At 67.7% G+C, this 22,261-nt stretch carries 18 protein-coding genes; 8 read left to right on the forward strand and 10 right to left on the reverse strand.

Annotated features, from left to right (window positions below; translation table 11 throughout):
• The first annotated feature begins 41 nt into the window (after positions 1–41).
• Positions 42–2,582, forward strand: a complete 2,541-nt coding sequence (locus G6035_RS11330) for an RNA helicase (RefSeq protein WP_176617194.1) — start codon at positions 42–44, stop codon at positions 2,580–2,582.
• On the opposite strand, the gene G6035_RS11335 is transcribed toward G6035_RS11330, so the two are convergent.
• A complete protein-coding gene (locus G6035_RS11335) occupies positions 2,569–3,942 on the reverse strand; it encodes an MFS transporter (protein ID WP_176617195.1) in 1,374 nt (457 codons plus the stop codon). The genes G6035_RS11330 and G6035_RS11335 overlap by 14 nt on opposite strands.
• 176 nt (positions 3,943–4,118) lie before the next feature.
• Here G6035_RS11335 and G6035_RS11340 point away from each other — a divergent pair, with 176 nt between their 5' ends.
• Together G6035_RS11340 and G6035_RS11345 are read left to right on the forward strand one after the other, a co-directional pair.
• The gene (locus tag G6035_RS11340; protein WP_176617196.1) at positions 4,119–4,664 is read left to right on the forward strand and encodes a GNAT family N-acetyltransferase; all 546 of its coding nucleotides are present in this window, start codon (positions 4,119–4,121) and stop codon (positions 4,662–4,664) included.
• Positions 4,661–5,944: an alpha/beta fold hydrolase gene (locus G6035_RS11345; RefSeq protein WP_176617197.1), complete on the forward strand. Its 1,284-nt coding sequence runs from the start codon at positions 4,661–4,663 to the stop codon at positions 5,942–5,944. Before G6035_RS11340 ends, G6035_RS11345 begins: the two co-directional genes overlap by 4 nt.
• A gap of 61 nt (positions 5,945–6,005) precedes the next feature.
• Here G6035_RS11345 and uvrB read toward each other — a convergent pair whose 3' ends face one another.
• On the reverse strand, positions 6,006–8,081 hold the full coding sequence (gene uvrB / locus G6035_RS11350) for an excinuclease ABC subunit UvrB (RefSeq protein ID WP_176617198.1): 2,076 nt from the start codon (positions 8,079–8,081) through the stop codon (positions 6,006–6,008).
• Between the two features lie 135 nt (positions 8,082–8,216).
• Between uvrB and G6035_RS11355 the strand changes: the two genes are divergently transcribed.
• Positions 8,217–8,585 carry a DUF4190 domain-containing protein gene (locus G6035_RS11355; RefSeq protein ID WP_176617199.1) on the forward strand — a complete coding sequence of 123 codons (369 nt, stop codon included), beginning with the start codon at positions 8,217–8,219 and terminating at the stop codon, positions 8,583–8,585.
• On the opposite strand, the gene coaE is transcribed toward G6035_RS11355, so the two are convergent.
• Positions 8,582–9,772 (reverse strand): dephospho-CoA kinase, encoded by a 1,191-nt coding sequence (gene coaE, locus G6035_RS11360; protein ID WP_176617200.1) that lies wholly within the window; start codon positions 9,770–9,772, stop codon positions 8,582–8,584. The two genes, G6035_RS11355 and coaE, sit on opposite strands and share 4 nt — an antisense overlap.
• A 23-nt stretch (positions 9,773–9,795) precedes the next feature.
• Between coaE and G6035_RS11365 the strand changes: the two genes are divergently transcribed.
• Positions 9,796–10,518: a YigZ family protein gene (locus tag G6035_RS11365; RefSeq protein WP_176617201.1), complete on the forward strand. Its 723-nt coding sequence runs from the start codon at positions 9,796–9,798 to the stop codon at positions 10,516–10,518.
• 120 nt (positions 10,519–10,638) lie between these two features.
• Here the strand turns inward: G6035_RS11365 and rpsA are convergent, their stop codons facing one another.
• A complete protein-coding gene (gene rpsA, locus G6035_RS11370; protein WP_176617202.1) occupies positions 10,639–12,117 on the reverse strand; it encodes a 30S ribosomal protein S1 in 1,479 nt (492 codons plus the stop codon).
• A 206-nt stretch (positions 12,118–12,323) separates the two neighbouring features.
• On the opposite strand from rpsA, the gene G6035_RS11375 reads away from it, so the two are divergent.
• Positions 12,324–13,076 carry an ABC transporter permease gene (locus G6035_RS11375; RefSeq protein WP_218063130.1) on the forward strand — a complete coding sequence of 251 codons (753 nt, stop codon included), beginning with the start codon at positions 12,324–12,326 and terminating at the stop codon, positions 13,074–13,076.
• Between the two features lie 16 nt (positions 13,077–13,092).
• Here G6035_RS11375 and G6035_RS11380 read toward each other — a convergent pair whose 3' ends face one another.
• The 3 genes from G6035_RS11380 to polA are packed head-to-tail and all read right to left on the reverse strand — an operon-like array spanning position 13,093 to position 18,412.
• Positions 13,093–14,340, reverse strand: coding sequence for an NAD(P)/FAD-dependent oxidoreductase (locus tag G6035_RS11380; protein WP_176617204.1), 1,248 nt, complete (start codon positions 14,338–14,340; stop codon positions 13,093–13,095).
• 32 nt (positions 14,341–14,372) lie between these two features.
• Positions 14,373–15,719: a GNAT family N-acetyltransferase gene (locus tag G6035_RS11385; protein ID WP_176617205.1), complete on the reverse strand. Its 1,347-nt coding sequence runs from the start codon at positions 15,717–15,719 to the stop codon at positions 14,373–14,375.
• A gap of 47 nt (positions 15,720–15,766) precedes the next feature.
• On the reverse strand, positions 15,767–18,412 hold the full coding sequence (gene polA / locus G6035_RS11390) for a DNA polymerase I (RefSeq protein ID WP_371130984.1): 2,646 nt from the start codon (positions 18,410–18,412) through the stop codon (positions 15,767–15,769).
• Between the two features lie 115 nt (positions 18,413–18,527).
• Between polA and G6035_RS11395 the strand changes: the two genes are divergently transcribed.
• Positions 18,528–18,986 (forward strand): hotdog fold thioesterase, encoded by a 459-nt coding sequence (locus tag G6035_RS11395; protein WP_176617207.1) that lies wholly within the window; start codon positions 18,528–18,530, stop codon positions 18,984–18,986.
• Positions 18,987–19,067: 81 nt separating this feature from the next.
• Here the strand turns inward: G6035_RS11395 and G6035_RS11400 are convergent, their stop codons facing one another.
• Complete coding sequence (locus G6035_RS11400) at positions 19,068–19,373, reverse strand: hypothetical protein (RefSeq protein WP_176617208.1); 306 nt, start codon at positions 19,371–19,373, stop codon at positions 19,068–19,070.
• Entirely contained in the window at positions 19,373–20,755 is a 1,383-nt protein-coding gene (locus tag G6035_RS11405) for an inorganic phosphate transporter (RefSeq protein WP_176617209.1), read from the reverse strand. Before G6035_RS11405 ends, G6035_RS11400 begins: the two co-directional genes overlap by 1 nt.
• A 288-nt stretch (positions 20,756–21,043) precedes the next feature.
• Here G6035_RS11405 and G6035_RS11410 point away from each other — a divergent pair, with 288 nt between their 5' ends.
• Positions 21,044–22,030, forward strand: a complete 987-nt coding sequence (locus tag G6035_RS11410; RefSeq protein WP_176617210.1) for a pirin family protein — start codon at positions 21,044–21,046, stop codon at positions 22,028–22,030.
• A gap of 21 nt (positions 22,031–22,051) precedes the next feature.
• Here G6035_RS11410 and G6035_RS19760 read toward each other — a convergent pair.
• A partial coding sequence (locus G6035_RS19760) for a hypothetical protein (protein WP_218063132.1) occupies positions 22,052–22,261 on the reverse strand: 210 nt, incomplete at its 5' end.

The raw sequence follows: 22,261 nt of genomic DNA on the forward strand, positions 1-22,261 counted from the left end.
CGTTATCCTGCCACAGCACCCGCCCGTAGACTGGGGGAACCATGAACCTTCTTGAACAGCTCTCCGGCCTTGACCCCCAAATATCCAGCGACGACGACGTCCTGGAGGCCTTTTTGGAATGGACCATGGACCGGGGCCTGGAGCTCTACCCGGCCCAGGAGGACGCCGCCATCGAGCTGGTCAGCGGCAACAACGTGATCCTCTCGACCCCCACCGGATCCGGCAAGTCCCTCGTGGCCATCGCCGCACACTTCAACGCCATGGCCCGCGGCGCCTCCAGCTACTACACCGCCCCCATCAAGGCACTCGTCTCGGAAAAATTCTTCGCCCTGTGCGAGGTCTTCGGGGCCGAGAACGTGGGCATGGTCACGGGCGACTCCTCCGTGAACCAGGACGCGCCGATCGTGTGCTGCACGGCGGAAATCCTGGCCAACATTGCGCTGCGCGAAGGCGAACACGCCGACGTGGGCGTGGTCATCATGGACGAGTTCCACTACTACTCCGACCCGCAGCGCGGCTGGGCCTGGCAGGTGCCGCTGCTGGAGCTGCCGCAGTCGCAGTTCCTGCTCATGAGCGCCACCCTGGGCGATGTCAGCCGCTTCGAGCGCGAGCTCACGGAGCTGACCCGCCGGACCACCACCACCGTCTCCTCCGCCGTGCGCCCCATCCCGCTGCACTACTACTACGTGACCACCGGTGTCCACGAGACGCTCGAGGAACTGCTGGCCACCAAGCAGGTCCCCGTCTACGTGGTGCACTTCAGCCAGGCCGAGGCCATCGACCGCGCCCAGAACCTGATGAGCATCAACGTTTGCACGCGGGAGGAAAAGGACAGGATCGCCGAACTGGTCGCCGGCTTCCGCTTTTCCGCCGGCTTCGGCAAGACGCTCAACCGGCTGGTGCGCCACGGGATCGGCGTCCACCACGCCGGCATGCTGCCCAAGTACCGCCGGCTCGTGGAGCAGCTCGCACAGGCGGGGCTGCTGAAGGTCATCTGTGGCACGGACACCCTGGGCGTGGGCATCAACGTGCCCATCCGCACCGTGCTGCTGACGGCCCTGAGCAAGTACGACGGCGTGCGCACCCGCGTTTTGCAGGTGCGTGAGTTCCAGCAGATTGCCGGGCGGGCCGGGCGGGCCGGCTACGACACGGCCGGCACCGTGATGGTCCAGGCCCCGGAGCACGTCATCGAAAACACCAAGGCCATGGCCAAGGCCGTGGCAAAGTTTGGTGACGACGCGAGGAAGCTGCGCCAGGTGGTGAAGAAAAAGCCCCAACAGGGGTTTGTCAGCTGGGGCGAGCCCACGTTCATCCGGCTTAGCGAATCCGTGCCGGAACCGCTGACCTCCAGCTTCACCATCACGCACGCCATGCTGCTGAACCTGCTGGAGCGCCCGGGCGACCCCTTCCAGGCGGCCCGGAAGCTGCTCACTGAAAACCACGAGTCCCCCTCCGCCCAGCGCAAGCTGATCCGCAAGGCCCTGGGCATCTACCGCGAGCTGCTTGGCGCAGGCATCGTGGAGCGCATCCCGGAGGACGAGCTGGAGGCTGACGGGCGCACCGTGCGGCTCACCACCCACCTGCAGATGAACTTTGCCCTGAACCAGCCGCTCTCGCCCTTCGCCCTGGCCGCGCTGGAGCTGCTGGACCCCGTATCGCCCAGCTACGCCCTCGATGTCATTTCCGTCATTGAATCGACCCTGGAGAAGCCGCGCCAGATCCTCAGCGCCCAGCTCAAGCGTGAACGGACCGAGAAGGTGGCCGCCATGAAGGCCGAAGGCATCGAGTACGACGAGCGCATGGCGATCCTCGACGAGGTCACCTACCCCATGCCGCTGGCAGAGATGCTGTTCGCCGCCTTTGAGGTGTACCGCAAGGCCGCGCCGTGGGTGGGTGACTTTGAGCTCAGCCCCAAGTCGATCATCCGCGACCTGTACGAGCGGGCCATGAACTTTGGCGAATACGTCCAGTACTACTCGCTGGCCCGCTCCGAAGGCATTGTGCTGCGCTACCTCACCGACGCCTACAAGGCCCTGCGCCAGACCGTCCCGCAGGACGCGCTGCGCGAGGACCTGGAGGACATCATCTCCTGGCTCGGCGAGCTGGTCCGGCAGGTGGACTCCAGTCTGCTCGATGAATGGGAGAAGATGACCGGCGGCGAGCCGGAGGAGGCGCTGGCGGCAGAATTTGCCGTGCCCCCCGTGCCGCCGAAGCTGACGGACAACCACCGCGCCTTCCGGGTCATGGTGCGCAATGAGATGTTCCGCCGCGTCGAGCTCGCCGCCGACGACGACTTTGAGGCGCTGGGCGAGCTCGACGGCGGGCACGGCTGGGACGCCGACCGCTGGGCCGACGCCCTGGACGCCTACTGGGATGAACACGAATACATCGAGTCCGGCCCGGCCGCCCGCGGTCCGGCGCTGCTGCAGATCACCGAAGGCCCGGAGCAGTGGACGGTGCGCCAGGTGCTGGCCGACCCGGACGGAAACCATGACTGGTCCATGACGGCCACGGTGGACCTTGCAGCGTCGAACGGGGCGGGTGCCGCGGTCGTGGCGCTGGCGGACTTCAGCCGGATGTAGCCTTCCGGTCCGTCCCCACCTTCCCCACGCGTGGCGTGTAAGTGCCCGAGTCGGCAATGTCCGACTTGGAGTGGTCCTTCAGGCCCAGCGAGGCCGCAATGGTGATCAGGGCCGAGACGAGCATGTACACGGAGACCGCATAGCCGGTGCCGAAGTTGTGCAGCAGGACGGTGGCAATCAAGGCTGCCGGACCGCCGGCCACAATGGAGGCCAGCTGGTAGCCGAGCCCGGCACCGGTGTACCGCAGCTCGGTGGGGAAGTTTTCGGCGATGATGGACGCCTGCGGGCCGTACTGCATGGCGTGCGGCACCAGTGCCACGGACAAGGCGATGAACACCAGCCAGGCCACGCCGCTGTCCAGCAGGCCGAAGTAGACAAAGCCCCAGACGCCAGTGATGGCAGCGCCGAGCTGGTAGATCCGCAGCCGGTTCTTCTTGTCGGAGAGGTGCCCGAAGTAGGGCACGAAGAACAGTTCCAGCGCCGCCGCCACCATGGTGCCGATCAGGACGAAGTTGTAGCTGTAGTGGTGGTCCTTGTTGGTCAGGTAGGACAGCACAAAGGCGGTCACAATGTAGAACGGCATCTGTTCGGACATGCGCAGCAGCGCCGAAAGCACGATCTCCTTCGGGTACCGCCGGATGACCTCCAGAACGGGGGCCTTCCGGGTCTTGTTGGTCCTGACCACCTCGGCGAACATGGGCGTTTCCATGATCTTGATCCTGATGTAGAGGCCGATCGCCACCAGCACCAGGCTGAGCAGGAACGGGATGCGCCAGCCCCAGGCGATGAACGCGTCGGTGCCCATGATGCCGTTGAAGATCGCCATGAGCCCGGTGGAGAGGATGATGCCGATGGCCACGCCGAGCTGGGGCCAGCTGGCCATGAGCCCGCGGCGCTTTTGGTTGCCCCACTCCATGGAGAGCAGGATGGAGCCGCCCCACTCGCCGCCGACGGCAATGCCCTGCAGGACGCGCAGCAGGATCAGGATGGCCGGTGCGGCGTCGCCCCAGGAGCCCGCCCCGGGAAGGACGCCGATGAGCGCCGTGGACAGCCCCATCATCAGCAGTGTGGTGATCAGCATCGCCTTGCGCCCGATCCGGTCACCCCAGTGCCCGAAGATCGCGGCACCGATGGGCCGGGCCACGAAGCCCACAAAGTAGGAGGCAAAGGAGGCGATCAGGCCCAGGTAGGGCGACATGTGCGGGAAGAACACGTGTGGAAACACGAGGGCTGCCGCCGCACCGTAAAGGAAGTAGTCGTACCATTCGATGGTAGTACCGATGGTGCTGGCGATGGCCGCCTTGCGCACCTGGCTCTTGTTTCCGGGGCTGCTTGCAGCAGCCGAATTTCCCGTGGCCATGGTTGTCCCGCTTTCAATGGTTGAATGCCTAGACGGTTGTTCCCCCACTTCCTGTCCTATGGAATGGATGTGTGTCTTGTCAAGGGTTCGTGCAGGATTCCTGCACGGCAGCTGTGCATTCCCGGCCCGCGGCAGGGCGCGGCGCAGCGGGCCGCGGCACCCGATAAGCTCATTCCATGAGTTTGATTCGCACAGCCACCCCAGCCGACGTTCCCGCCATCCTGGGCATGATCCATGACCTTGCCGTGTACGAAAAGGAGCCGGACGCCGTGGTCAACACCGCGGAAAGCCTGCACGCGCACCTCTTTGGCGACAACCCCCAGGTATACGCCCACGTGGTGGGGAACCCGGTGGCCGGCGGGCCCATTCTCGGCTTCGCGCTGTGGTTCCTGAACTATTCCACATGGGAAGGCACCCACGGCATCCACCTCGAGGACCTGTATGTACGGCCCGAGGCGCGCGGCGGCGGCCACGGCAAGGCGCTGCTGCAAACGTTGGCGGGGATCGCCGTCGAACGCGGCTACGCCCGGGTCGAGTGGAGCGTGCTGGACTGGAACGAGCCGTCCATCAACTTTTACCGTTCCCTGGGGGCGGTCCCCATGGACGGCTGGCACGTGTTCCGGCTCGACGGCGGCGCCCTGGGCTCCTTCGGTGCTGCGGACACCGCGGCCTTGGACAAAGCGGCCGGGGGCGGCCTGGCGGACGCGCAGGCCCGCGCATGAGTGCCGCCGGCAGCTACCTGGTCCGTGGCGCCGCATTGCGCGACCACTGGTTTGACGCACCGCTGGACCATGCCGATCCCTCCGGCCCCTCGATAAGGCTGTTTGCCCGCGAGATCTATGACCCGGCCCTGGAAGCGGCCAACCTGCCCTGGCTGCTGTTCCTGCAGGGCGGCCCGGGCGGGCGGGGCAACCGCCCGCTGGGCCTGACCGGCTGGCTGCGCGAGGCGTCCAAGAACTTCCGGGTGCTCATGCTGGACCAGCGCGGCACCGGCCTGTCCACCCCGGCGTCCCGGCAGACGCTGCCGCTCGTGGGCGGTGCCGCGGCGCAGGCGGACTACCTGGCACATTTCCGCGCCACCGACATCGTGGCCGACGCCGAACTCATCCGGGCCGCGCTGGGCTCGGGCCCGTGGTCCGTCTTCGGCCAGAGCTATGGCGGCTTCTGTGCCCTGACGTACCTGTCCATGGCGCCCGAAGGCCTGAAGGAAGTGCTCATCACGGGCGGGCTGGGGCCGCTGGCGGGCCCGGCCGACCAGGTCTACGAGGCCACGTTCGCCCGGCTCACGGCCCGCAACACCGAGTACTTTGCCCGCTACCCGCAGGACCGGGCCCAGGTCACCCGGATCATGCGCCATGTGGCCTGCGTTGCGGAATGCCTGCCCACGGGCGAACGCCTCACCCCGGAGCGCGTCCAGATGCTGGGCAACTACTTTGGCGGCAACACGCGCATCGACGCCCTGCACTACCTGCTCGAGGACGCGTTTGTCCCCACCCCTGACGGCGACCGCCTGTCAGACGGATTCCTCGCCCAGGTCTCGGCCCAGGTCAGCCGCGCCGCCAACCCCCTGTACGCCCTGATGCACGAGTCCATCTACGTCCAGGGCGAAGCCAGCAACTGGGCCGCGGCCCGGGTCCTGGCCGCGCACCCGGAATTCCACCCGGATGCGGAGGAACCGCTGCTGACGGGGGAGGCGGTGTACCCGTGGTACTTCGAGCAGGACCCCGCCCTGGCACCGCTGCGCGAGGTGGCCGGGCTGCTGGCGGCCCGCACGGCAGGCTGGGGCCCGCTCTACGACCTGGCGCAGCTGGGCCGCAACACGGTGCCCGCCGCCGCCGCCGTCTACACGGACGACATTTACGTGGACCACGGCATCTCCCTGGCCACGGCCGCCGCCGTGCAGGGCCTGCAGGTGTGGGAAACGTCCGACTTCCACCACGACGGCATTGCCGACGACGGGGAAGGGATTTTCGCCCAGCTGCTGGGCATGGTCCGGGGCTAGCCGAATCTCGTGGTTGCCGCCGGTGCAGGCCCGGGGTGGTCCCAGCCGGCGGGGTCGTTGGTCACGCGTGGCCCGCTTCGCGCATCTGGCGCAATTCCTTCTTCAGCTCGGCGACCTCGTCCCGCAGCCGGGCGGCCAGCTCGAAGTGGAGGTCGCCCGCCGCACCGTGCATCTGGGCCGTGAGGTCCTCGATCAGGTCCACCAGCTCGCCGGCGGGCCGGGCGGCCAGGCCGTCGCGGCGCACTGACTTCTTGGCGGTTTCGCGCTTGGTCCGGGCCTCCTGCAACAGCGCGGCAGTGTCCGCATCCTCGCGCGCCAGCTGGTCGGTGATGTCGGCGATCTTCTTGCGCAGCGGCTGCGGGTCGATGCCGTGCCCGGTGTTGTAGGCGACCTGTATTTCCCGGCGCCGGTTGGTCTCGTCAATGGCGAACTGCATGGAGTCGGTGATGCGGTCCGCATACATGTGCACCTGCCCGGAGACGTTGCGGGCGGCACGGCCGATGGTCTGGATCAGGGATGTCCCGGAGCGCAGGAATCCTTCCTTGTCCGCGTCAAGGATGCTGACCAGCGACACTTCCGGCAGGTCCAGGCCCTCGCGGAGCAGATTGATGCCCACGAGCACGTCAAAGACGCCCATCCGCAGTTCGCGGAGGAGTTCCACCCGGCGAAGGGTGTCGACATCGGAGTGCAGGTACTGGACCTTGATGCCGTTGCCCAGCAGGTAGTCGGTGAGGTCCTCGGCCATGCGCTTGGTGAGCGTGGTGACCAGCACGCGCTCGTTCTTGGCGGACCGCTCCCGGATTTCGCCCAGCAGGTCGTTGATCTGGTCCTTGGACGGCTTGACGATGATTTCCGGGTCGATCAGGCCGGTGGGCCGGATGATCTGCTGCACATAGCCGTCCGACTTCCCCAGCTCATACTTGCCGGGCGTGGCGGAAAGGTAGACGGTCTGGCCGACCCGCTCCAGGAACTCGTCCCACTTCAACGGCCGGTTGTCCATGGCGGAGGGCAGCCGGAAGCCGTGGTCCACCAAGGTGCGCTTGCGGGACATGTCACCTTCGTACATGGCCCCGATCTGGGGGACGGTGACATGGGATTCGTCGATGACAAGCAGGAAGTCGTCGGGGAAGTAGTCCAGCAGGCAGTGCGGCGCGGTGCCCGGCCCGCGGCCGTCGATGTGCCGCGAATAGTTTTCGATGCCGTTGCAGAACCCCATCTGCTCCATCATTTCCAGGTCATAGGTGGTGCGCATGCGCAGCCGCTGGGCCTCCAGCAGCTTGTTTTGGCTCTCCAGTTCCTTGGTCCGGGCGGCCAGCTCCTCCTCGATCGCCCGGGTGGCCCGGGCCATGCGCTCGGGCCCGGCCACGTAGTGCGACGCCGGGAAGACGTACATTTCGGTCTCCTCCCGGATGACCTCGCCGGTCAGCGGGTGGAGGGTGTAGATGTTTTCAATTTCGTCGCCGAAGAACTCAATGCGCAGCGCCTGTTCCTCATACATGGGAATGATTTCAACGGTGTCCCCGCGTACGCGGAACGTGCCGCGGTGGAAGTCAATGTCGTTGCGGGCATACTGCATGCTGACGAACTTGCGCAGCAGGTCGTCCCGGTTCATGGTGGCGCCGCGGGTCAAGGTGACCATGCCGGAAACATACTCCTCCGGGGTGCCCAGGCCGTAAATGCACGACACCGTCGCCACCACCACCACGTCGCGCCGGGTCAGCAGCGCGTTCGTAGCGGAGTGCCGCAGCCGTTCGACCTCCTCATTGACCGAGGAGTCCTTTTCAATGAACGTGTCCGACTGCGGCACGTACGCTTCCGGCTGGTAGTAGTCGTAATAGGAGACGAAATATTCCACGGCGTTGTTCGGCAGCAGCTCACGGAACTCATTGGCCAGCTGGGCGGCCAACGTCTTGTTCTGCACCAGGACCAGGGTGGGCCGCTGCACCTGCTCGATGAGCCAGGCCGCGGTGGCGGACTTTCCGGTACCAGTGGCGCCCAGCAGCACGATGTCCTTCTCGCCGTTGGTGATGCGCTCGGTGAGCTCCTTGATGGCCGCCGGCTGGTCGCCGGCCGGCTGGAAGTCGCTAATGACCTCAAACGGGGCAACAACACGGTTAATTTCCTGGGCAAGACTCATGGGGTTAACGCTACTCCGCTTGCGGAGTGGGCAGGACTGCCGAAGAAAGCCATGTTCGAACGGGCCCTCCCCGTGTGAGGACGTATCCATACATCATCGCCACCAGCACCGTCACCACCAAACAATGAGGTCACCATGAGTTCAAACACACCGGAAAATCCCTACGGGGAGTCCGCAGCAAAGTTCACCCGGCCGCAGTGGGCCCAGACGCCGCCCGCCCCGCCGTCGTATGCGCAGGGACCGTACGGCCCCCCAATGGAGGATCCGGGCAAGACACTGGGCATCGTGGGCCTGGTGCTGTGCTTTGTGGTGTCACTGGCCGGCCTGATCGTATCCATCATCGCCAAAAGGAAATCCGCGGCGGCCGGATTCACGAACACGCCGGCCAACGTGGGTGTGATCCTGGGGTGGATCTTCACCATCATCGGCTTCGTAGTCATGGTCTTCTACATCATTGCCGTGGTGCTGCTGCTCAACAACCCGGACGTGGTCAACAGGTATTAGCCCCGGCCCAGCCACCGCACCACCTCGGGCACCGTCGCGGCAAACCACGGCTCCTTCGCCGCGGCATACGCCTCCGTGGTCGCATCCCGGGCGTGCACAGCCGCCAGCCGCCGCTTCAGGGCCGCATAGCGGTCCCGGGCGCCGTCGTCGGCCCGCAGCCAGTCCCGGAAGGCCAGGGCCATGGCCGCACCGGGTGAACCGTCCACGCGGACGTGCAGGTTGACGGGGCGGCCGGGATCGGCCGCGTTGTGGAAGCGCTTCTCCCAGCGCTCCCCCGCCGCCCCGCCGGCGAAGTCATGGCCGGTGTCCCACCAGGCGCCGTCGCGGGCGGGGAAACCGGCGGCCGCCAACGCTGCCGCCACGCCATCGGCGGCCGCCAGGGACCGGACCCGCAGTTGCAGGTCGATGATGTCCTTCGCCGCGAGGCCCGGCACCGAGGTGGACCCGATGTGGTCCACCCCCACCGACCCATCACCCGCGGCCGCCGCGATGCGTGCGGCCAGCCGGGCAGCCTGGGCCGGCCAGCCCGGATCCGCCGGCACCACGGCCGGCGGCCCGGTCTGCTGTGCGGGAGTCCCGGCCGCCAGGTTGTGCGCGAAGGGCAGCAGCCGCCGCTCCCACAGCAGCCCAAGGGCCGCCAACGCCTTTTCCGGCGGGCCGGAATTGTCCAGCACGACGTCGGCGGCCGCCCTGCGCTGCCCGTCGCCGGCCTGCGCGGCCATCCTGGCCCGGGCGTCTGCCTCCGCCATGCCGCGGTTGGCGGTCATGCGGGCCAGCCGCTGCCCCGCCGGGGCGTCGACCACCACCACCAGGTGGAAGTTGGCGCCCTGCCCCGTCTCCACGAGCAGCGGGATGTCCTGGACCACAATGGCGCCGGGGCCGGCGTCGTGCTTCAGGGACGCGGCGGCAGCCCGGACCAGCGGGTGGACAATCGCGTTGAGCGCGGCCAGCCGGTCCTTGTCCGCGAAGACGAGGGTACCCAGCGCCGGCCGGTCCAGCGTGCCGTCGGCGGCAAGCACGCCGGTCCCGAACTCCGCCGCGACGGCGGCCAGGCCGGGCGTCCCGGGGGCCACCACGTCCCGCGCCAGCTGGTCGGCATCAATGACCACGGCGCCCAGTTCGCGAAAACGGGCCGAGAGCAGGGATTTTCCGGCGGCGATGCCGCCGGTGAGACCAATCGAAAGCATGCCTCCACACTAGACTGGTTCGGATGAGCCAGACACCTCCCCCGCCGCCGGCGCCGGGCCCCAACAGCTACACGACGCTGGCCGCCGGGGCCGATTTCCGCCACGAGCTCACCATCAAGCGCTCCCGCTTCATCACCGTGCTGCGCCGGGTGGCGGACGAGGAGGAGGCCCGGGCACTGGTGGCCGGCCTGCGGCGCGAGTTTTACGATGCACGCCACCACTGCTCGGCCTTTGTGTTGGGTGCGGACCGCCGGGTGCAGCGCTCCAACGACGACGGCGAGCCCTCCGGCACCGCCGGGCTGCCGATGCTCGATGCCCTGCTGAAGCGGGAAACCCGCCGGTCCCCGGCCGCGACCGCCGCCGACCTCAGTGACGCGTGTGCCGTCGTCGTGCGGTATTTTGGCGGCGTCCTGCTCGGTGCGGGCGGGCTGGGGAGGGCCTACTCGGAGTCCGTCAGCGCCGCCGTGGACCTGGCGCCGCTGGTGCGCCGGGACCGGATGCAATTGTTCACCATCGCCGCCCCGCACGCTGCGGCCGGGCGCCTGGAGAACGAGCTGCGCAGCGCCGGCTACGTGATGACCGGCAACGGCTACGACGCCGTCAACACCCAGGTGGGCCTGGCCATGCCCGACGACGCGGACGTGATTGCCGCGGCGCAGGAGCGTCTGGCGTCCCTGACCGCGGGGCAGGGGACCCTGGCCCCGGCCGGCCTGGACTGGGTGGACACGCCGCTGCCGCGCTGCTGACGCGCCGGCACGGGCGCAGTTGTCCCCGGCGTGGCCGCCAGGGGCGTTAAACGGGGCAGGTCCCCCACCCGAAGGTGAAGGACCTGCCCGGCTGCTGCTGCGTGCGAAGCGGGCCGGAAATTAGTTTCCGGTGAGCTTTTCGCGCAGTGCCGCCAGTGCCTCGTCGGAAGCCAGCGTGCCGGCACCGGAGTCGTTGGAGGACGGCTCGGAGGAGTAGCTGGTTCCGGCGGACTCGCCGGCACCACTGCCGTCGGCTGCTGCATCTTCTGCGGCGTGCTCGGCAACCTGCTTCTTGTGTGCTTCCCAGCGGGCCTGGGCGTCAGCGTACTGCTGCTCCCAGACGGCGCGCTGCGTCTCGTAGCCCTCGAGCCATTCGTTGGACTCGGGGTCGAAGCCCTCGGGGTATTTGTAGTTGCCCTCTTCGTCGTACTCGGCAACCATGCCGTACAAGGCCGGGTCGAACTCGGTGGAGTCGATGTCGACGCCCTCGTTGGCCTGCTTGAGGGACAGCGAGATGCGGCGGCGTTCCAGGTCGATGTCGATGACCTTGACGAACAGTTCGTCGCCCACGGAGACAACCTGCTCGGCCAGCTCCACGTGGCGGACGGCCAGCTCGGAGATGTGGACCAGGCCTTCGATGCCGTCTTCGACGCGAACGAACGCACCGAACGGAACCAGCTTGGTGACCTTGCCGGGGACAACCTGGCCCAGCGCGTGCGTGCGGGCGAAGGTCTGCCACGGGTCTTCCTGCGTAGCCTTGAGCGAGAGCGAAACACGCTCGCGGTCCAGGTCCACTTCGAGCACCTCGACGGTGACTTCCTGGCCAACCTCGACAACCTCGGAGGGGTGGTCGATGTGCTTCCAGGACAGCTCGGAAACGTGCACGAGGCCGTCGACGCCGCCCAGGTCCACGAAGGCACCGAAGTTGACGATGGAGGACACGACGCCGGGACGGACCTGGCCCTTTTCCAGCTTGTTGAGGAACGTGGAACGGACCTCGGACTGGGTCTGCTCGAGCCAGGCACGGCGGGACAGGACCACGTTGTTGCGGTTCTTGTCCAGTTCGATGATCTTGGCTTCGATCTGCTGGCCGATGTAGGGAGCCAGGTCGCGCACGCGGCGCATCTCGACGAGCGATGCGGGCAGGAAGCCGCGCAGGCCGATGTCGAGGATAAGACCACCCTTGACCACCTCGATGACGGTACCGGTGACGACGCCGTCTTCTTCCTTGACCTTCTCGATGTCGCCCCAGGCGCGCTCGTACTGTGCGCGCTTCTTGGAGAGGATCAGGCGGCCTTCTTTATCTTCCTTCGTGAGCACCAGGGCTTCGACCTGATCGCCGACGGCGACAACGTCACCGGGGTCAACGTCGTGCTTGATGGACAGCTCACGGGAGGGGATGACACCTTCGGTCTTGTAACCGATGTCGAGCAGGACTTCGTCGCGGTCAACCTTGACAACAACACCTTCGACGAGGTCGCCGTCGTTGAAGTACTTGATGGTTGCGTCCACTGCGGCGAGGAAGTCTTCAGCAGTACCGATGTCGTTGATGGCAACGACAGGGGTGGTACCGGTCTTCTCGGGGGTCGTGATGGTCATGTAGTAGGGGCTCCGATGTGGATAGTTGGCTAAGCCGGACGGGTCCGGCGAATTATTATGGCTGCAGGGTTTCCTGCGGATGGTGCCAGCATGCACGGCGCCGGCGGGGCCCTTGTGGGGCCCAGACCACGCATTACATGCCCATTTAGTCTAGTGGCTGGCGCCAATGAGCGCAAAATGCGGGTGCGGCGGCAATAATGGCGTTTGTGGACCATTCAACCCTTCTCGTCCTGGGCCCGAACGCCTGGGTGCTGCTGGCTGTGCTGCTGGCCCTGGCGGGTGCAATGTGGCGTGTCACGCTGGGCCGGCACCCGGCCCAAATGCTCGTGGCGGGGCTGCGCGCCCTGGTCCAGCTCGCCGCCGTCGCGCTGGTCATTGCGGTCCTGGCCGGACGCGGCGCGTGGGCCTTTGCGTTCGTGGGGCTCATGTTCCTGGTGGGTGTGTGGACCTGCGGACGCCGGGTGGCCCGCACGGGCCGGTGGTGGCTGGCCGCCATCCCCCTGGCCGCGGGGGTGCTGCCCGTGGCCGCATTGATGTTTGCCGCCGGCGTGCTGCCTTTCTCGGCCCTGGCCATCATTGCGGTGCTGGGGCAGCAGATCGGCGGGGCCATGTCCACCGTCACGCTCAGCGGCCGCCGCATTGAGGACGAGCTGGTGGTCCGTCGAGGGGAGGTGGAGGCCGCCGTGGCGCTGGGCTTCATGTGGTTTGCCGCCCGGATGATGGTGGGCCGTCCGGTGGCGGGGGAGGCGGTGCTGCCCTCGGTGGACCAGACCCGCACGGCCGGCCTGGTGACCCTGCCGGGGGCCTTTGTCGGCATGATCCTGGGCGGGGCCGCGCCCCTGGACGCCGGGCTGATCCAGCTGCTGGTGCTGATTTCACTCCTGCTGGTCAACTCCACGGCCGCGGCCGCGACACTGTGGCTCAGCTGCCACGGGGCGTGGACACACAGGCCGGCCTGACAACGGCAGGCGCACCTTAGTCCCGGGGGGCTCCCAGCACCACGTGGGAGCGGCTGTGGGTGAGGTAGTCGTCGGCCCAGGAGATGAGCGCGCTGATGCGCTGGCGGTTGCCGGACAGCAGCACCACGTGCACGCCGAGCCAAGCCAGGAACGCCAGCGGGCCCTGCATTTCGATGCGCTTGCGGCCAATCTCGGCCACCGCCGCGCCGCGGCCGATCATGGCCATGTAGCCCTTGTCCCGGTAGGCGAAGGGTTCGCGCTGCCCGCCGGTGAGATCGGCGCGGATGTTGCGGGCAGCCCACTTGCCTGCCTGCTGGGCACAGGAGCCGAGCTGGGGAAGCTTGTCCCCGCGGGCGTCGGTCATGTTCGCCGCATCCCCGAGGACGTAGACGCCCGGCGCGCCCGGCGCGGTCAGGTCCGGGTTGACGTCGATCCGGCCGCCGCGTCCCTGGTCCAGGCCGGACCCGGCGACGACGGCCCCGGCCTTGAGCCCGCCGGCCCACACGGTGATCTGGCTGGGCAGGGAGGTGCCGTCGGCAAAGTCCACCCCGTCAGGTCGGACTTCCGTCACGCCGGAGCCCATCTTGAGCCTGACGCCTGCCTGTTGCAGGTGCCTGGCGGCGTAGGCCTTGTTTTTGTCGGCGAACGCATTCAGCACATTGGGCACCATGTCGACCAGGTGGACGCTGGAGTTGGCCGCGACGCCGTCGGAGTAGTACTTGGGGATCACGTACTTGAAGTTTTCGGCGATGGCGCCGGCGGTCTCCACGCCGGTGGGTCCGCCGCCGACCACCACGACGTGGACTCCCCCGCTGCTGCCGTTGCGCTGGGCTGCGTCGAGGGCGTGGACCATGGCGTTGCCGAGGCGCACGGCATCAGTCACCGAATACAGGGGGTAGGCGTGTTCCTCGGCGCCGGGGGTGTTGAAGTAGTTGGCCGCGGCGCCGGCGGCCAGGACCAGGATCTTGGCGTGGAAGGTGTCCCCGTCGGTGGTGGTGACGGTGTGCGCCTGGACGTCCACGGCGGCCACGTTGGCGGTGAGCACGCTGGCGCTGGGGTAGCGCTGGAACATGCCCCGGAACGTCCGCGTGACGTCCGAGACCCCGATCTGCGCCGTGGCCACCTGGTACAGCAGCGGCTGGAACTGGTGGTAGTTGTTGCGGTCGATCAGCAGCACTTTCACGCCGCTGCGGCCAAGAGCCTTGACGGCGGCCACGCCGGCAAAGCCGCCGCCCACCACGATGACCTCGAATGACTTGTCCATTTACCCACCCTGCCACGCCGGGGCGGCCAAGGCTAGAAGTTTGTCAGGCTGTGGGCGGAAACGGACCGGGCGGTCAGGACGTCAAACCGCGCCGCGGCGCCGGGGGCTTCCTCCCGGATGCGCCCGGCGGCGAGCAGGGTCCGGGCCGTGACGGCGCCCAGGTACAGGCTGGAGAGCTCGCTGACGCCCAGGGACAGCTCCGCCGCCACGGAGCCGTCTTCCGGGCGGCGGGTCACCGTTGCCGTGCCGTGGGCCACCTCGATGGTGAACAGGCCCGAGGCATGCCCCAGCGGGTCGCCGACGTGGAGGGTGATCCTGCCGCCGGCTGAGTAGGGGCGGGCGGCCAGGGCTGCCGGGACGTCGAGGATGCGCAGCCACAGGTGGTCCTCCGTCTGCTTCCGCTGGTAGTCCCGCTTGGCGGCCATGGCCCATTCCAGCGGGTCCACCTCCGGCGCCATGTCCCAGGTGACCCGGTCAATCAGGTCAAGCGAGCCGAGGTAGTTCCACAGCGCCAGGTAGGCGCCCTCCCCCGCCGCCAGCAGGTCCACGATCCTGACCGTGCGCGGGGTGGCCGTTTCATCCGGCCGGTAGCTGACATAGCCGTCCACGGCGCCGGAGGCATCGTAGTGCAGCGCTGCGCGGACGTTCCGGGCCGGCTCCATGGACCCGTAGTTGCCCTGCCCGGAGGCCACGAGGCGGTACATGTCGTGCCTGCCGATGGAACCGAAGGTGGCGGCATGGACGCGGGCGAAGAGTTCGTTGTGGAGGTCCCGCACGGCCAGCACGTCGGCCACCTCCACCGTGCCGTGGGCGGCGGCGGCCGGGTTGTGGAAGGAAATCCCGCCCCGGCTGGCCACCTCCACCGTGCACACGTGCGTGGCCACGCCAAAGCCGAACCTGCCGTAGATCACCGCTTCGGACGCCGTAAGGGCGGCCAGGGGCAGGCCCGCCGCCTTGGCCTGGGCCAGGTCGGAGCTGATCATGGCGCGCAGCAGCCCGCGGCGGCGGTGGCTGGGGCGTACGGTCACGGCCGTGATCTGGTGCACCGGCAGGAGCGTCCCGCCGCCCACGTTGAGGTTCTTGCGGTGGTAGGCGTAGGTGGCCACGGGGTACTCCGGCCCCCAGGCACCCGCCGGGGCCGCTGCGTCGCTGAGGTAGGCGCCCGTGGCCATGCGCCCGTCAACCTGCTCGTGCAATGCATATTTGGCGATGTCCCCCTCGCTGGGAACGTTGCCGTAGAAGCCCAGCGAAACGGCCTGAGTCCACTTCGCCACCTCGTCCGGGACCCCGCCGTCGTCCGCGGGCCGGACGGGGAAGGTGCGCAGTTCGTAGGGAAAGGGCCGCGGGTTGCGGGTGGAGGGTTCGCGTTCCGTGCTCATGGTGGTCCTTTGGTGGAAGGGGCGCAGGGCGGGAGGGGGCTGGGACGTCAGTGCCCGGCGTCGTTCCAGCTGGAGCCGACGCCGACCTGGACTTCCAGGGGCACCAGGAGGTCGGCGGCGGCGCCCATCTGGGCCACCACGAGCGCCTGGACGGCGTCCCGCTCCCCCGGCCAGACTTCCAGCACCAGTTCGTCGTGGACCTGAAGCAGCATGCGCGACTTGAGCTTTTGCTCCTCGAGGCCGCCGGCAACACCCAGCATGGCGTGCTTGATGATGTCCGCCGCCGATCCCTGGATGGGCGAGTTCAGGGCCACGCGTTCGGCCAGCTCACGCAGCTGCCGGTCGGTGCTGGAGAGGTCCGGCAGGTAGCGGCGGCGGCCCTCGATGGTGGACGTGTAGCCGTCAATGCGGGCCTGTTCGACGACGCCGCGCAGGTAGTCGCGCACGCCGCCGAAGCGGTCGAAGTAGTCCTTGACGAGTGTGCGGGCCTCGTCGACGGAGATCTCCAGCTGCTTCGACAGGCCAAAGCTGGTCAGCCCGTAGGCCAGGCCGTAGGACATGGCCTTGACCTTGGCGCGCATGGCGGCGGTGACGTCTGCCGGGGCCACGCCGAACACGTGCGAGCCCACATAGCGGTGCAGGTCCTCGCCCTCCGCGTACGCCTGGATCAGGCCGGCGTCCCCGGAGAGGTGGGCCATGATGCGCATCTCAATCTGGGAGTAGTCCGCGGCGAGCAGGCACTCGTAACCGTCGCCTACCACGAACATGTCCCGCACCCGGCGGCCTTCCTCGCTGCGGACCGGGATGTTCTGCAGGTTGGGGTTGTTGGAGGACAGCCGGCCGGTGGCGGCCACGTTTTGCGCGTACGTGGTGTGGATGCGGCCGTCGTCGGCCACGGACTTTTTCAGCGTCTCCACCATCTGGCGCAGCTTGGATGCCTCGCGGTGCGCCATGAGCTGGGCCAGGAACTCGTGCCCGGTCCTTTCCAGCAGGGCCTTCAGGGAGGCGGCATCGGTGGTGTAGCCGGTCTTGATCTTTTTGGTCTTCGGCAGGCCGAGTTCTTCAAAGAGGACCTGTTGGAGCTGCTTGGGTGAGCCGAGGTTGACTTCGTGGCCGATGGCCTCGAAGGCGGCGGCCTGGGCTGCGTCCATGGCGGCGGTGAGGTCGGCCATGAGCGCGTCCAGGCGCTCCCGGGAAATCTCGATGCCGGTCAGTTCCATTTTTGCCAGGACGGCGGCCAGCGGCAGCTCGAGGTCGGCCAGCAGGTGGTCGGCGCCACGCTCGGTCAGGATGGGGGCGAAATGTTCGCTCAGGAGCAGGGCCACGTAGCCGCGCTGCACGGCGTCGGCGAACTTGGCGTCTTCCTCCAGGCCCAGGTCCAGCTGGCCGGCGTCGGTGGGGCCGGCCGTGGCAAAGGTGACCTTCAGGTGGACCTGGCTTAGGTCCGGCAGGTCATAGCTGCGGCGGTCCGGCTGGATCAGGTAGCCGGAGAGGGAGGTGTCGTCCACGACGCCGCCCAGTGACAGCCCGCGCGGGGCCAGGGCCTTCAGCGCCTCCTTGTATTCGTGGACCACCTTGGGCGCGTCCGACGTCAGCCAGGCGGCCAGTTCCCCCTCGAGGGCCTCGTCCGCCGTGCCCAGTTCGACGACGGCGGCCGAGTCCGTACGCACGAGGGCCACCGCGACGGCCTCGGTCATGAGCGCAACGCGCTGCGCCAGCACGTCCACGGCGGTGGGCGGCGGGGGCACGGAACCCTGGTGCCCGGCGTCGAGCCAGGCCTTGAGCGCCGCAGCGTCCGTGACGACCTGGTGGGCGGGCACCTCGTGTCCCTCGCCGTCGTCGACCTGCTCCTCCTCGCCGAAGAGGTCGAACAGCCGCTTGCGCAGGGTGTTGAACTGGAGGGCATCGAAAAGTTCCTCCACGGCCTCGCGGTCCGGGCTGCGAAGCACGGTGTCCTCCAGCGCGACGGGTAGTTCCATGTCGCGCAGCAGGTGGTTCAGGCGGCTGTTGCGCCTGACGTCGTCAACGTGTGCGCGCAGCGATTCACCCACCTTGCCGCCAATGGAGTCCAGGTTTCCCAGGATGCCTTCCAGTCCGCCGTACTGCTTGATCCACTTGGCCGCGGTCTTGGGGCCGACGCCGGGCACGCCGGGGAGGTTGTCGGCCGTTTCACCGACCAGTGCGGCCAGGTCGGAGTAGCGGTTGGGCGGCACGAGGTACTTGGCTTCCACGGCGGCCGCGTCCATGGGCGGGATGTCGGAGATGCCCTTTTTGGGGTAGAGCACCAGCACCTTGTCGGTGATGAGCTGGAAGGCGTCGCGGTCGCCGGAGACCACCAGCACATCCCAGCCGGCCGCCTCGCCCTGGGCGGAGAGGGTGGCGATGATGTCATCGGCCTCGAAGCCGTCCACGGAAATGGTGGGGATGTTCATGGCGGCCATGACCTTGATGATCAGGTCAACCTGGCCGTGGAACTCCTCCGGCGTCTTGTTGCGCCCGCCCTTGTACTCGGTGTACTCGAGCGAGCGGAAGGTGGGGGTGTCCAGGTCGAAGGCGACCACCACGTGCGTGGGCTTTTGCTGGCGGATCATGGTCAGCAGCATGGACGTGAAGCCGTGGACGGCGTTGGTGTGCTGGCCGGTGTCCGTGGCAAAGTTTTCCGGCGGCAGGGCATAGAACGCACGGAAGGCCATGGAATGGCCGTCGATCACCAGCAGGCGGGGCTCCCCGCCGGATGCAGCGGCAGCGGGGGCAGGTGTTTTGGGGGCCGTCTTGGCAGATTGAGTCACAGGTGCCAGCCTAGTCATCATGAACGCTAATTTCACGCCGCAGTCCCTTACCGCCGAACTTGCCGCCGCGGGGGTGCCGGAGGAGTACCACGAATGGTTCGCGGACGTGGGGGTGGGGGCGCTGGTGGTGAAGATGGGGATCGTGTTTGGCGAGATGGGTGCCCAGCGCATGACGGCGACCATGCCCGTGGCGGGCAACACCCAGCTTGCCGGGCTGCTGCATGGCGGCGCCCACCTGGTCCTGGCCGAGACGCTGGGTTCCTTCGCCGCGGCGCTCCATGCGGGCCCGAACCGGCGCCCCGTGGGCATTGAGATTGGCGCCACGCATCACCGCGGCATCAGGGCCGGGCTGGTCACGGGCACCGCCACCGCCCTGCACCTGGGCCGCAGCCTGGCCACGCACGAGGTGGTCATGACGGACGAAGAGGGCAGGCGGCTCTCCACTGCCAGGATCACCAACATGATCCTGGACGCCTGATCCCGCCCGTCAAATGACGACGCCGGGCACCCGGCTGCCGCTGGAAGCGGGAGACGGGTGCCCGGCGTCGTACGTCAACGGCTAATTGCCGAGGCCAAACCAGCCCATCGCGGTCTTGTAGAACACGGGCACAATCAAGACAATCCCGACCGCAACGGCCAGGCCGCATAAGCCGAAGCTGACCCAGGAGCCCCACTTCGCGATCATGTTGGGGCGGGGGCCGCTGTCCGCGCTGACGGCCGTCAGGCGCACGCCGAGCGAGTACATCAGGACGACGAAGCCGGCGCCGATGAGCGTGACGACGGCCACGACGATGAAGCCCTTCCAGTCGATGACGGCCGTGCTGCCGGTGTGGGCTGCCAGATTGGCAATGGTCGCAAACTGCATTACTTCACCTTCCTGCTGTCCTGCTTCTTGCCTGACTTTTGGCTCCCGGCAGCAGCGGCCGCCTTGGTCATGGCCTTCAGGACGGCGGTGTCCGCCTGGTCGACGGCAGCCTGGGCCTTGGCCCGGATTTCGGCTGTTTCGGCGGCACGGCGTGCGGCCTTCGCGGCCTGTTTCTCCGCCGCGCGGGCCTTGGCAGCCAGGCGCTCACGTTCCTTCTTGCTGGGGATGTGAAGGGCCTCGCCGACGGCGTCGACGTCGCTGATCGCGTTGCTGTGGTCGACCGCTTCGCGCTGCGAGAGGTAGAACATGACGAGGATGGCGCCCAGGCCCAGGATGGCCACGATGACGACGCCCACGGTGCCGGTCCGGATCAAGAGGGCGGCGAGTCCGCCGACCACCGCCGCGGCGGGCAGTGTGAACAGCCAGCCGAGGCTGATCTTGCCGATGGCGCCCCACCGGACGGTGGAGCCCTTGCGGCCCAGGCCGGAGCCGATGACGGAGCCGGATGCGACGTGCGTGGTGGAGAGTGCGAAGCCGAGGTGGCTGGAGGCGAGGATGGCGGCGGCCGTGCTGGTTTCCGCGGCGAATCCCTGGGCCGGCTTCACGTCGGTGAGCCCGGAGCCGAGGGTGCGGATGATGCGCCAGCCGCCGGCGTACGTGCCGCCGGCAATGGCGAGGGCGCAGGCCGTGATGACCCAGATGTGGGGTCCGGTGCCCGGGGCCTGCAGCTGGGAGGCGATGAGCACCAGGGTGATGACACCCATGGTCTTCTGGGCGTCGTTGGTGCCGTGGGCCAGCGCCACGAGGGATGAGCTGAACACCTGGCCGTGCCTGAAGCCGCCACGTTTCTGGGTGAGCTTGTCTCCGGAGTCGGGGTCGGAGCGGCGCGTGATGGCGTAGGCCATCCTGGTGCACAGGTAGGCCACGCCACCGGCGACGGCGGGTGCCAACAACGCCGGGATGATCACCTTGGACAGGACCACCAGGAAGTTGACGGCGCCGAAGGACCAGCTGCCAACTATGGCGGCCCCGATCAGCCCGCCAAACAGGGCATGCGAGGAACTGGAAGGCAGCCCCAGCAGCCAGGTGAACAGGTTCCACAGCACGGCGCCCATGAGCCCGGCAAAAATCATCTCCGGGGTGATGGCGACGCCGCCGGGGCCCTCATTGATGATGCCGCCCGAGATGGTCTTGGCGACCTCCGTCGAGAGGAAGGCCCCCACCAGGTTCAGGATGGCGGCCAGGGCCACGGCCGTCTTGGGCTTGATGGCACCGGTGGCGATGGGGGTTGCCATGGCGTTGGCGGTGTCGTGAAAGCCATTCGTGAAGTCAAAGAAGAGGGCCAGTGCAATGACAAGCACGACCATGAAGGTGAGATCCACCCGCGATCCATTTCTATTGAGGGCAAAAGCGAAGCTTCAAAGAGTCTAGTCGGACACGGACGCCAGCGGACCCGCACACCCTGCATGGAGGTGCCCCTTGAACAGAACTAACCTTACGATCCTACGACTGTTTTCCTGAGCACAGGAATTGTGGAAAGGGCATTTCCCGCCCGCTGGCCGCCCACACGGGAGGCGGCCGCGCTACGCTACATGCCATGGGGCAGGAATGGTCCCCGCCGTTGGGTGCCGCTGCGGACAATGTCCGGTTGAGAGGATGGATGGAACGCTGTGAGTAACTTGGAGACATCCCCCCAGGAGCTGGTTTGCCCCAGCAGTCCGGGCACTCTGGAAGTTTTGGAACCGCGCATGGTGCCGCTCGGAGGGCCGCGGGCCATGACGGTACGCAGGACGCTTCCCCAGCGTCAGCGTTCCCTGATCGGCGCCTGGTGCTTTGTTGACCACTACGGCCCGGACGACGTCGCCAGCACGGGAGGCATGTCCGTCCCGCCGCACCCGCACACCGGCCTGCAGACCGTGAGCTGGCTTTTCACCGGTGAAATCGAGCATGCCGACAGTGCCGGATATCACGCCATGGTTCGCCCCGGCGAGCTGAACCTGATGACTGCAGGGCGCGGAATCAGCCATTCGGAGTACTCCACGCAGGAGACCACCACGCTGCACGGGGCCCAATTGTGGGTGGCCCTGCCGGACGGTGCACGGTTCATGGAGCCGGCTTTTGACCATTACCGTCCCGTCCCCCTGGCGCTGCCCGGCGCCAGCCTGAGCGTCTTTCTGGGCTCCCTGGCCGGGGCGGTCTCCCCCGTGGTGACCCACACGCCCCTCCTGGGCGCCGAGTTGGTGCTCGACGCCGGTGCTTCCTTGACGCTCGAAGTTGACCCCTCGTTTGAGCATGGCTTCCTGGTGGACGCGGGGGCCGTGACCGTTTCCGGGCAGGTCCTGGACAGGCATCAGTTGGGGTACGTGGGTCCTGGCCGTGATTCTCTTTCCCTGGTGGCCGGTCCTGTTCCCGTCCGGCTGCTGTTGATTGGCGGCACTCCCCTGGGCGAATCCATTGTCATGTGGTGGAACTTTGTTGGCCGCACCCACGACGAAATTGTTGCCGCGCGAAAGGCCTGGCAGGCCGAAATCGGGGCTGAAGAGGGTGCCACTTCCGCCGGGCAGCTCTTTGGCCTGCCGGCAGACGAAGTGGATCCCCCGCTACCGGCACCCGCCCTTCCCACAGTGAAGCTGCGGCCGAGGACAAATCCGAACTGACGTGGCCGGGTGGCCTGGTTGTCAAGGCGCTTGCAGCACTTGGTGTGACGGAGCTGCAGCGGCGGGTCCCGGGGCGGGGGCTTGCTGGGGTGGGTGGCAGGTGCCGGTCGGGGTTGTCCAGCCGATGCGTCCGTCTGCTGTGTTGCGGGGTTTCCAGCCGCGCAGCCGGATCCCGGCCCGGTCGGGGTCGCGGTCCTGCCGGTAGCGGCCGTGGCGGTCCTTGTCGTCGCG

The organism is Arthrobacter sp. SDTb3-6, assembly GCF_013376095.1.
GTDB lineage: Bacteria > Actinomycetota > Actinomycetes > Actinomycetales > Micrococcaceae > Specibacter.

Bases quoted from the DNA above. Each gene is read 5' to 3' on its own strand.
- rpsA (WP_176617202.1), bottom strand. From the start codon at position 12,117: ATGACCATCACGACCCCCGAGAAGACCGGTACCACCCCTGTCGTTGCC.
- G6035_RS11345 (WP_176617197.1), top strand. From the start codon at position 4,661: ATGAGTGCCGCCGGCAGCTACCTGGTCCGTGGCGCCGCATTGCGCGAC.
- uvrB (WP_176617198.1), bottom strand. From the start codon at position 8,081: ATGAGTCTTGCCCAGGAAATTAACCGTGTTGTTGCCCCGTTTGAGGTC.
- G6035_RS11395 (WP_176617207.1), top strand. From the start codon at position 18,528: ATGAACGCTAATTTCACGCCGCAGTCCCTTACCGCCGAACTTGCCGCC.
- G6035_RS11330 (WP_176617194.1), top strand. From the start codon at position 42: ATGAACCTTCTTGAACAGCTCTCCGGCCTTGACCCCCAAATATCCAGC.
- G6035_RS11340 (WP_176617196.1), top strand. From the start codon at position 4,119: ATGAGTTTGATTCGCACAGCCACCCCAGCCGACGTTCCCGCCATCCTG.
- G6035_RS11365 (WP_176617201.1), top strand. From the start codon at position 9,796: ATGAGCCAGACACCTCCCCCGCCGCCGGCGCCGGGCCCCAACAGCTAC.
- G6035_RS11355 (WP_176617199.1), top strand. From the start codon at position 8,217: ATGAGTTCAAACACACCGGAAAATCCCTACGGGGAGTCCGCAGCAAAG.
- G6035_RS11380 (WP_176617204.1), bottom strand. From the start codon at position 14,340: ATGGACAAGTCATTCGAGGTCATCGTGGTGGGCGGCGGCTTTGCCGGC.
- coaE (WP_176617200.1), bottom strand. From the start codon at position 9,772: ATGCTTTCGATTGGTCTCACCGGCGGCATCGCCGCCGGAAAATCCCTG.
- G6035_RS11385 (WP_176617205.1), bottom strand. From the start codon at position 15,719: ATGAGCACGGAACGCGAACCCTCCACCCGCAACCCGCGGCCCTTTCCC.
- G6035_RS11400 (WP_176617208.1), bottom strand. From the start codon at position 19,373: ATGCAGTTTGCGACCATTGCCAATCTGGCAGCCCACACCGGCAGCACG.
- G6035_RS11335 (WP_176617195.1), bottom strand. From the start codon at position 3,942: ATGGCCACGGGAAATTCGGCTGCTGCAAGCAGCCCCGGAAACAAGAGC.
- polA (WP_371130984.1), bottom strand. From the start codon at position 18,412: ATGGCCTTCCGTGCGTTCTATGCCCTGCCGCCGGAAAACTTTGCCACG.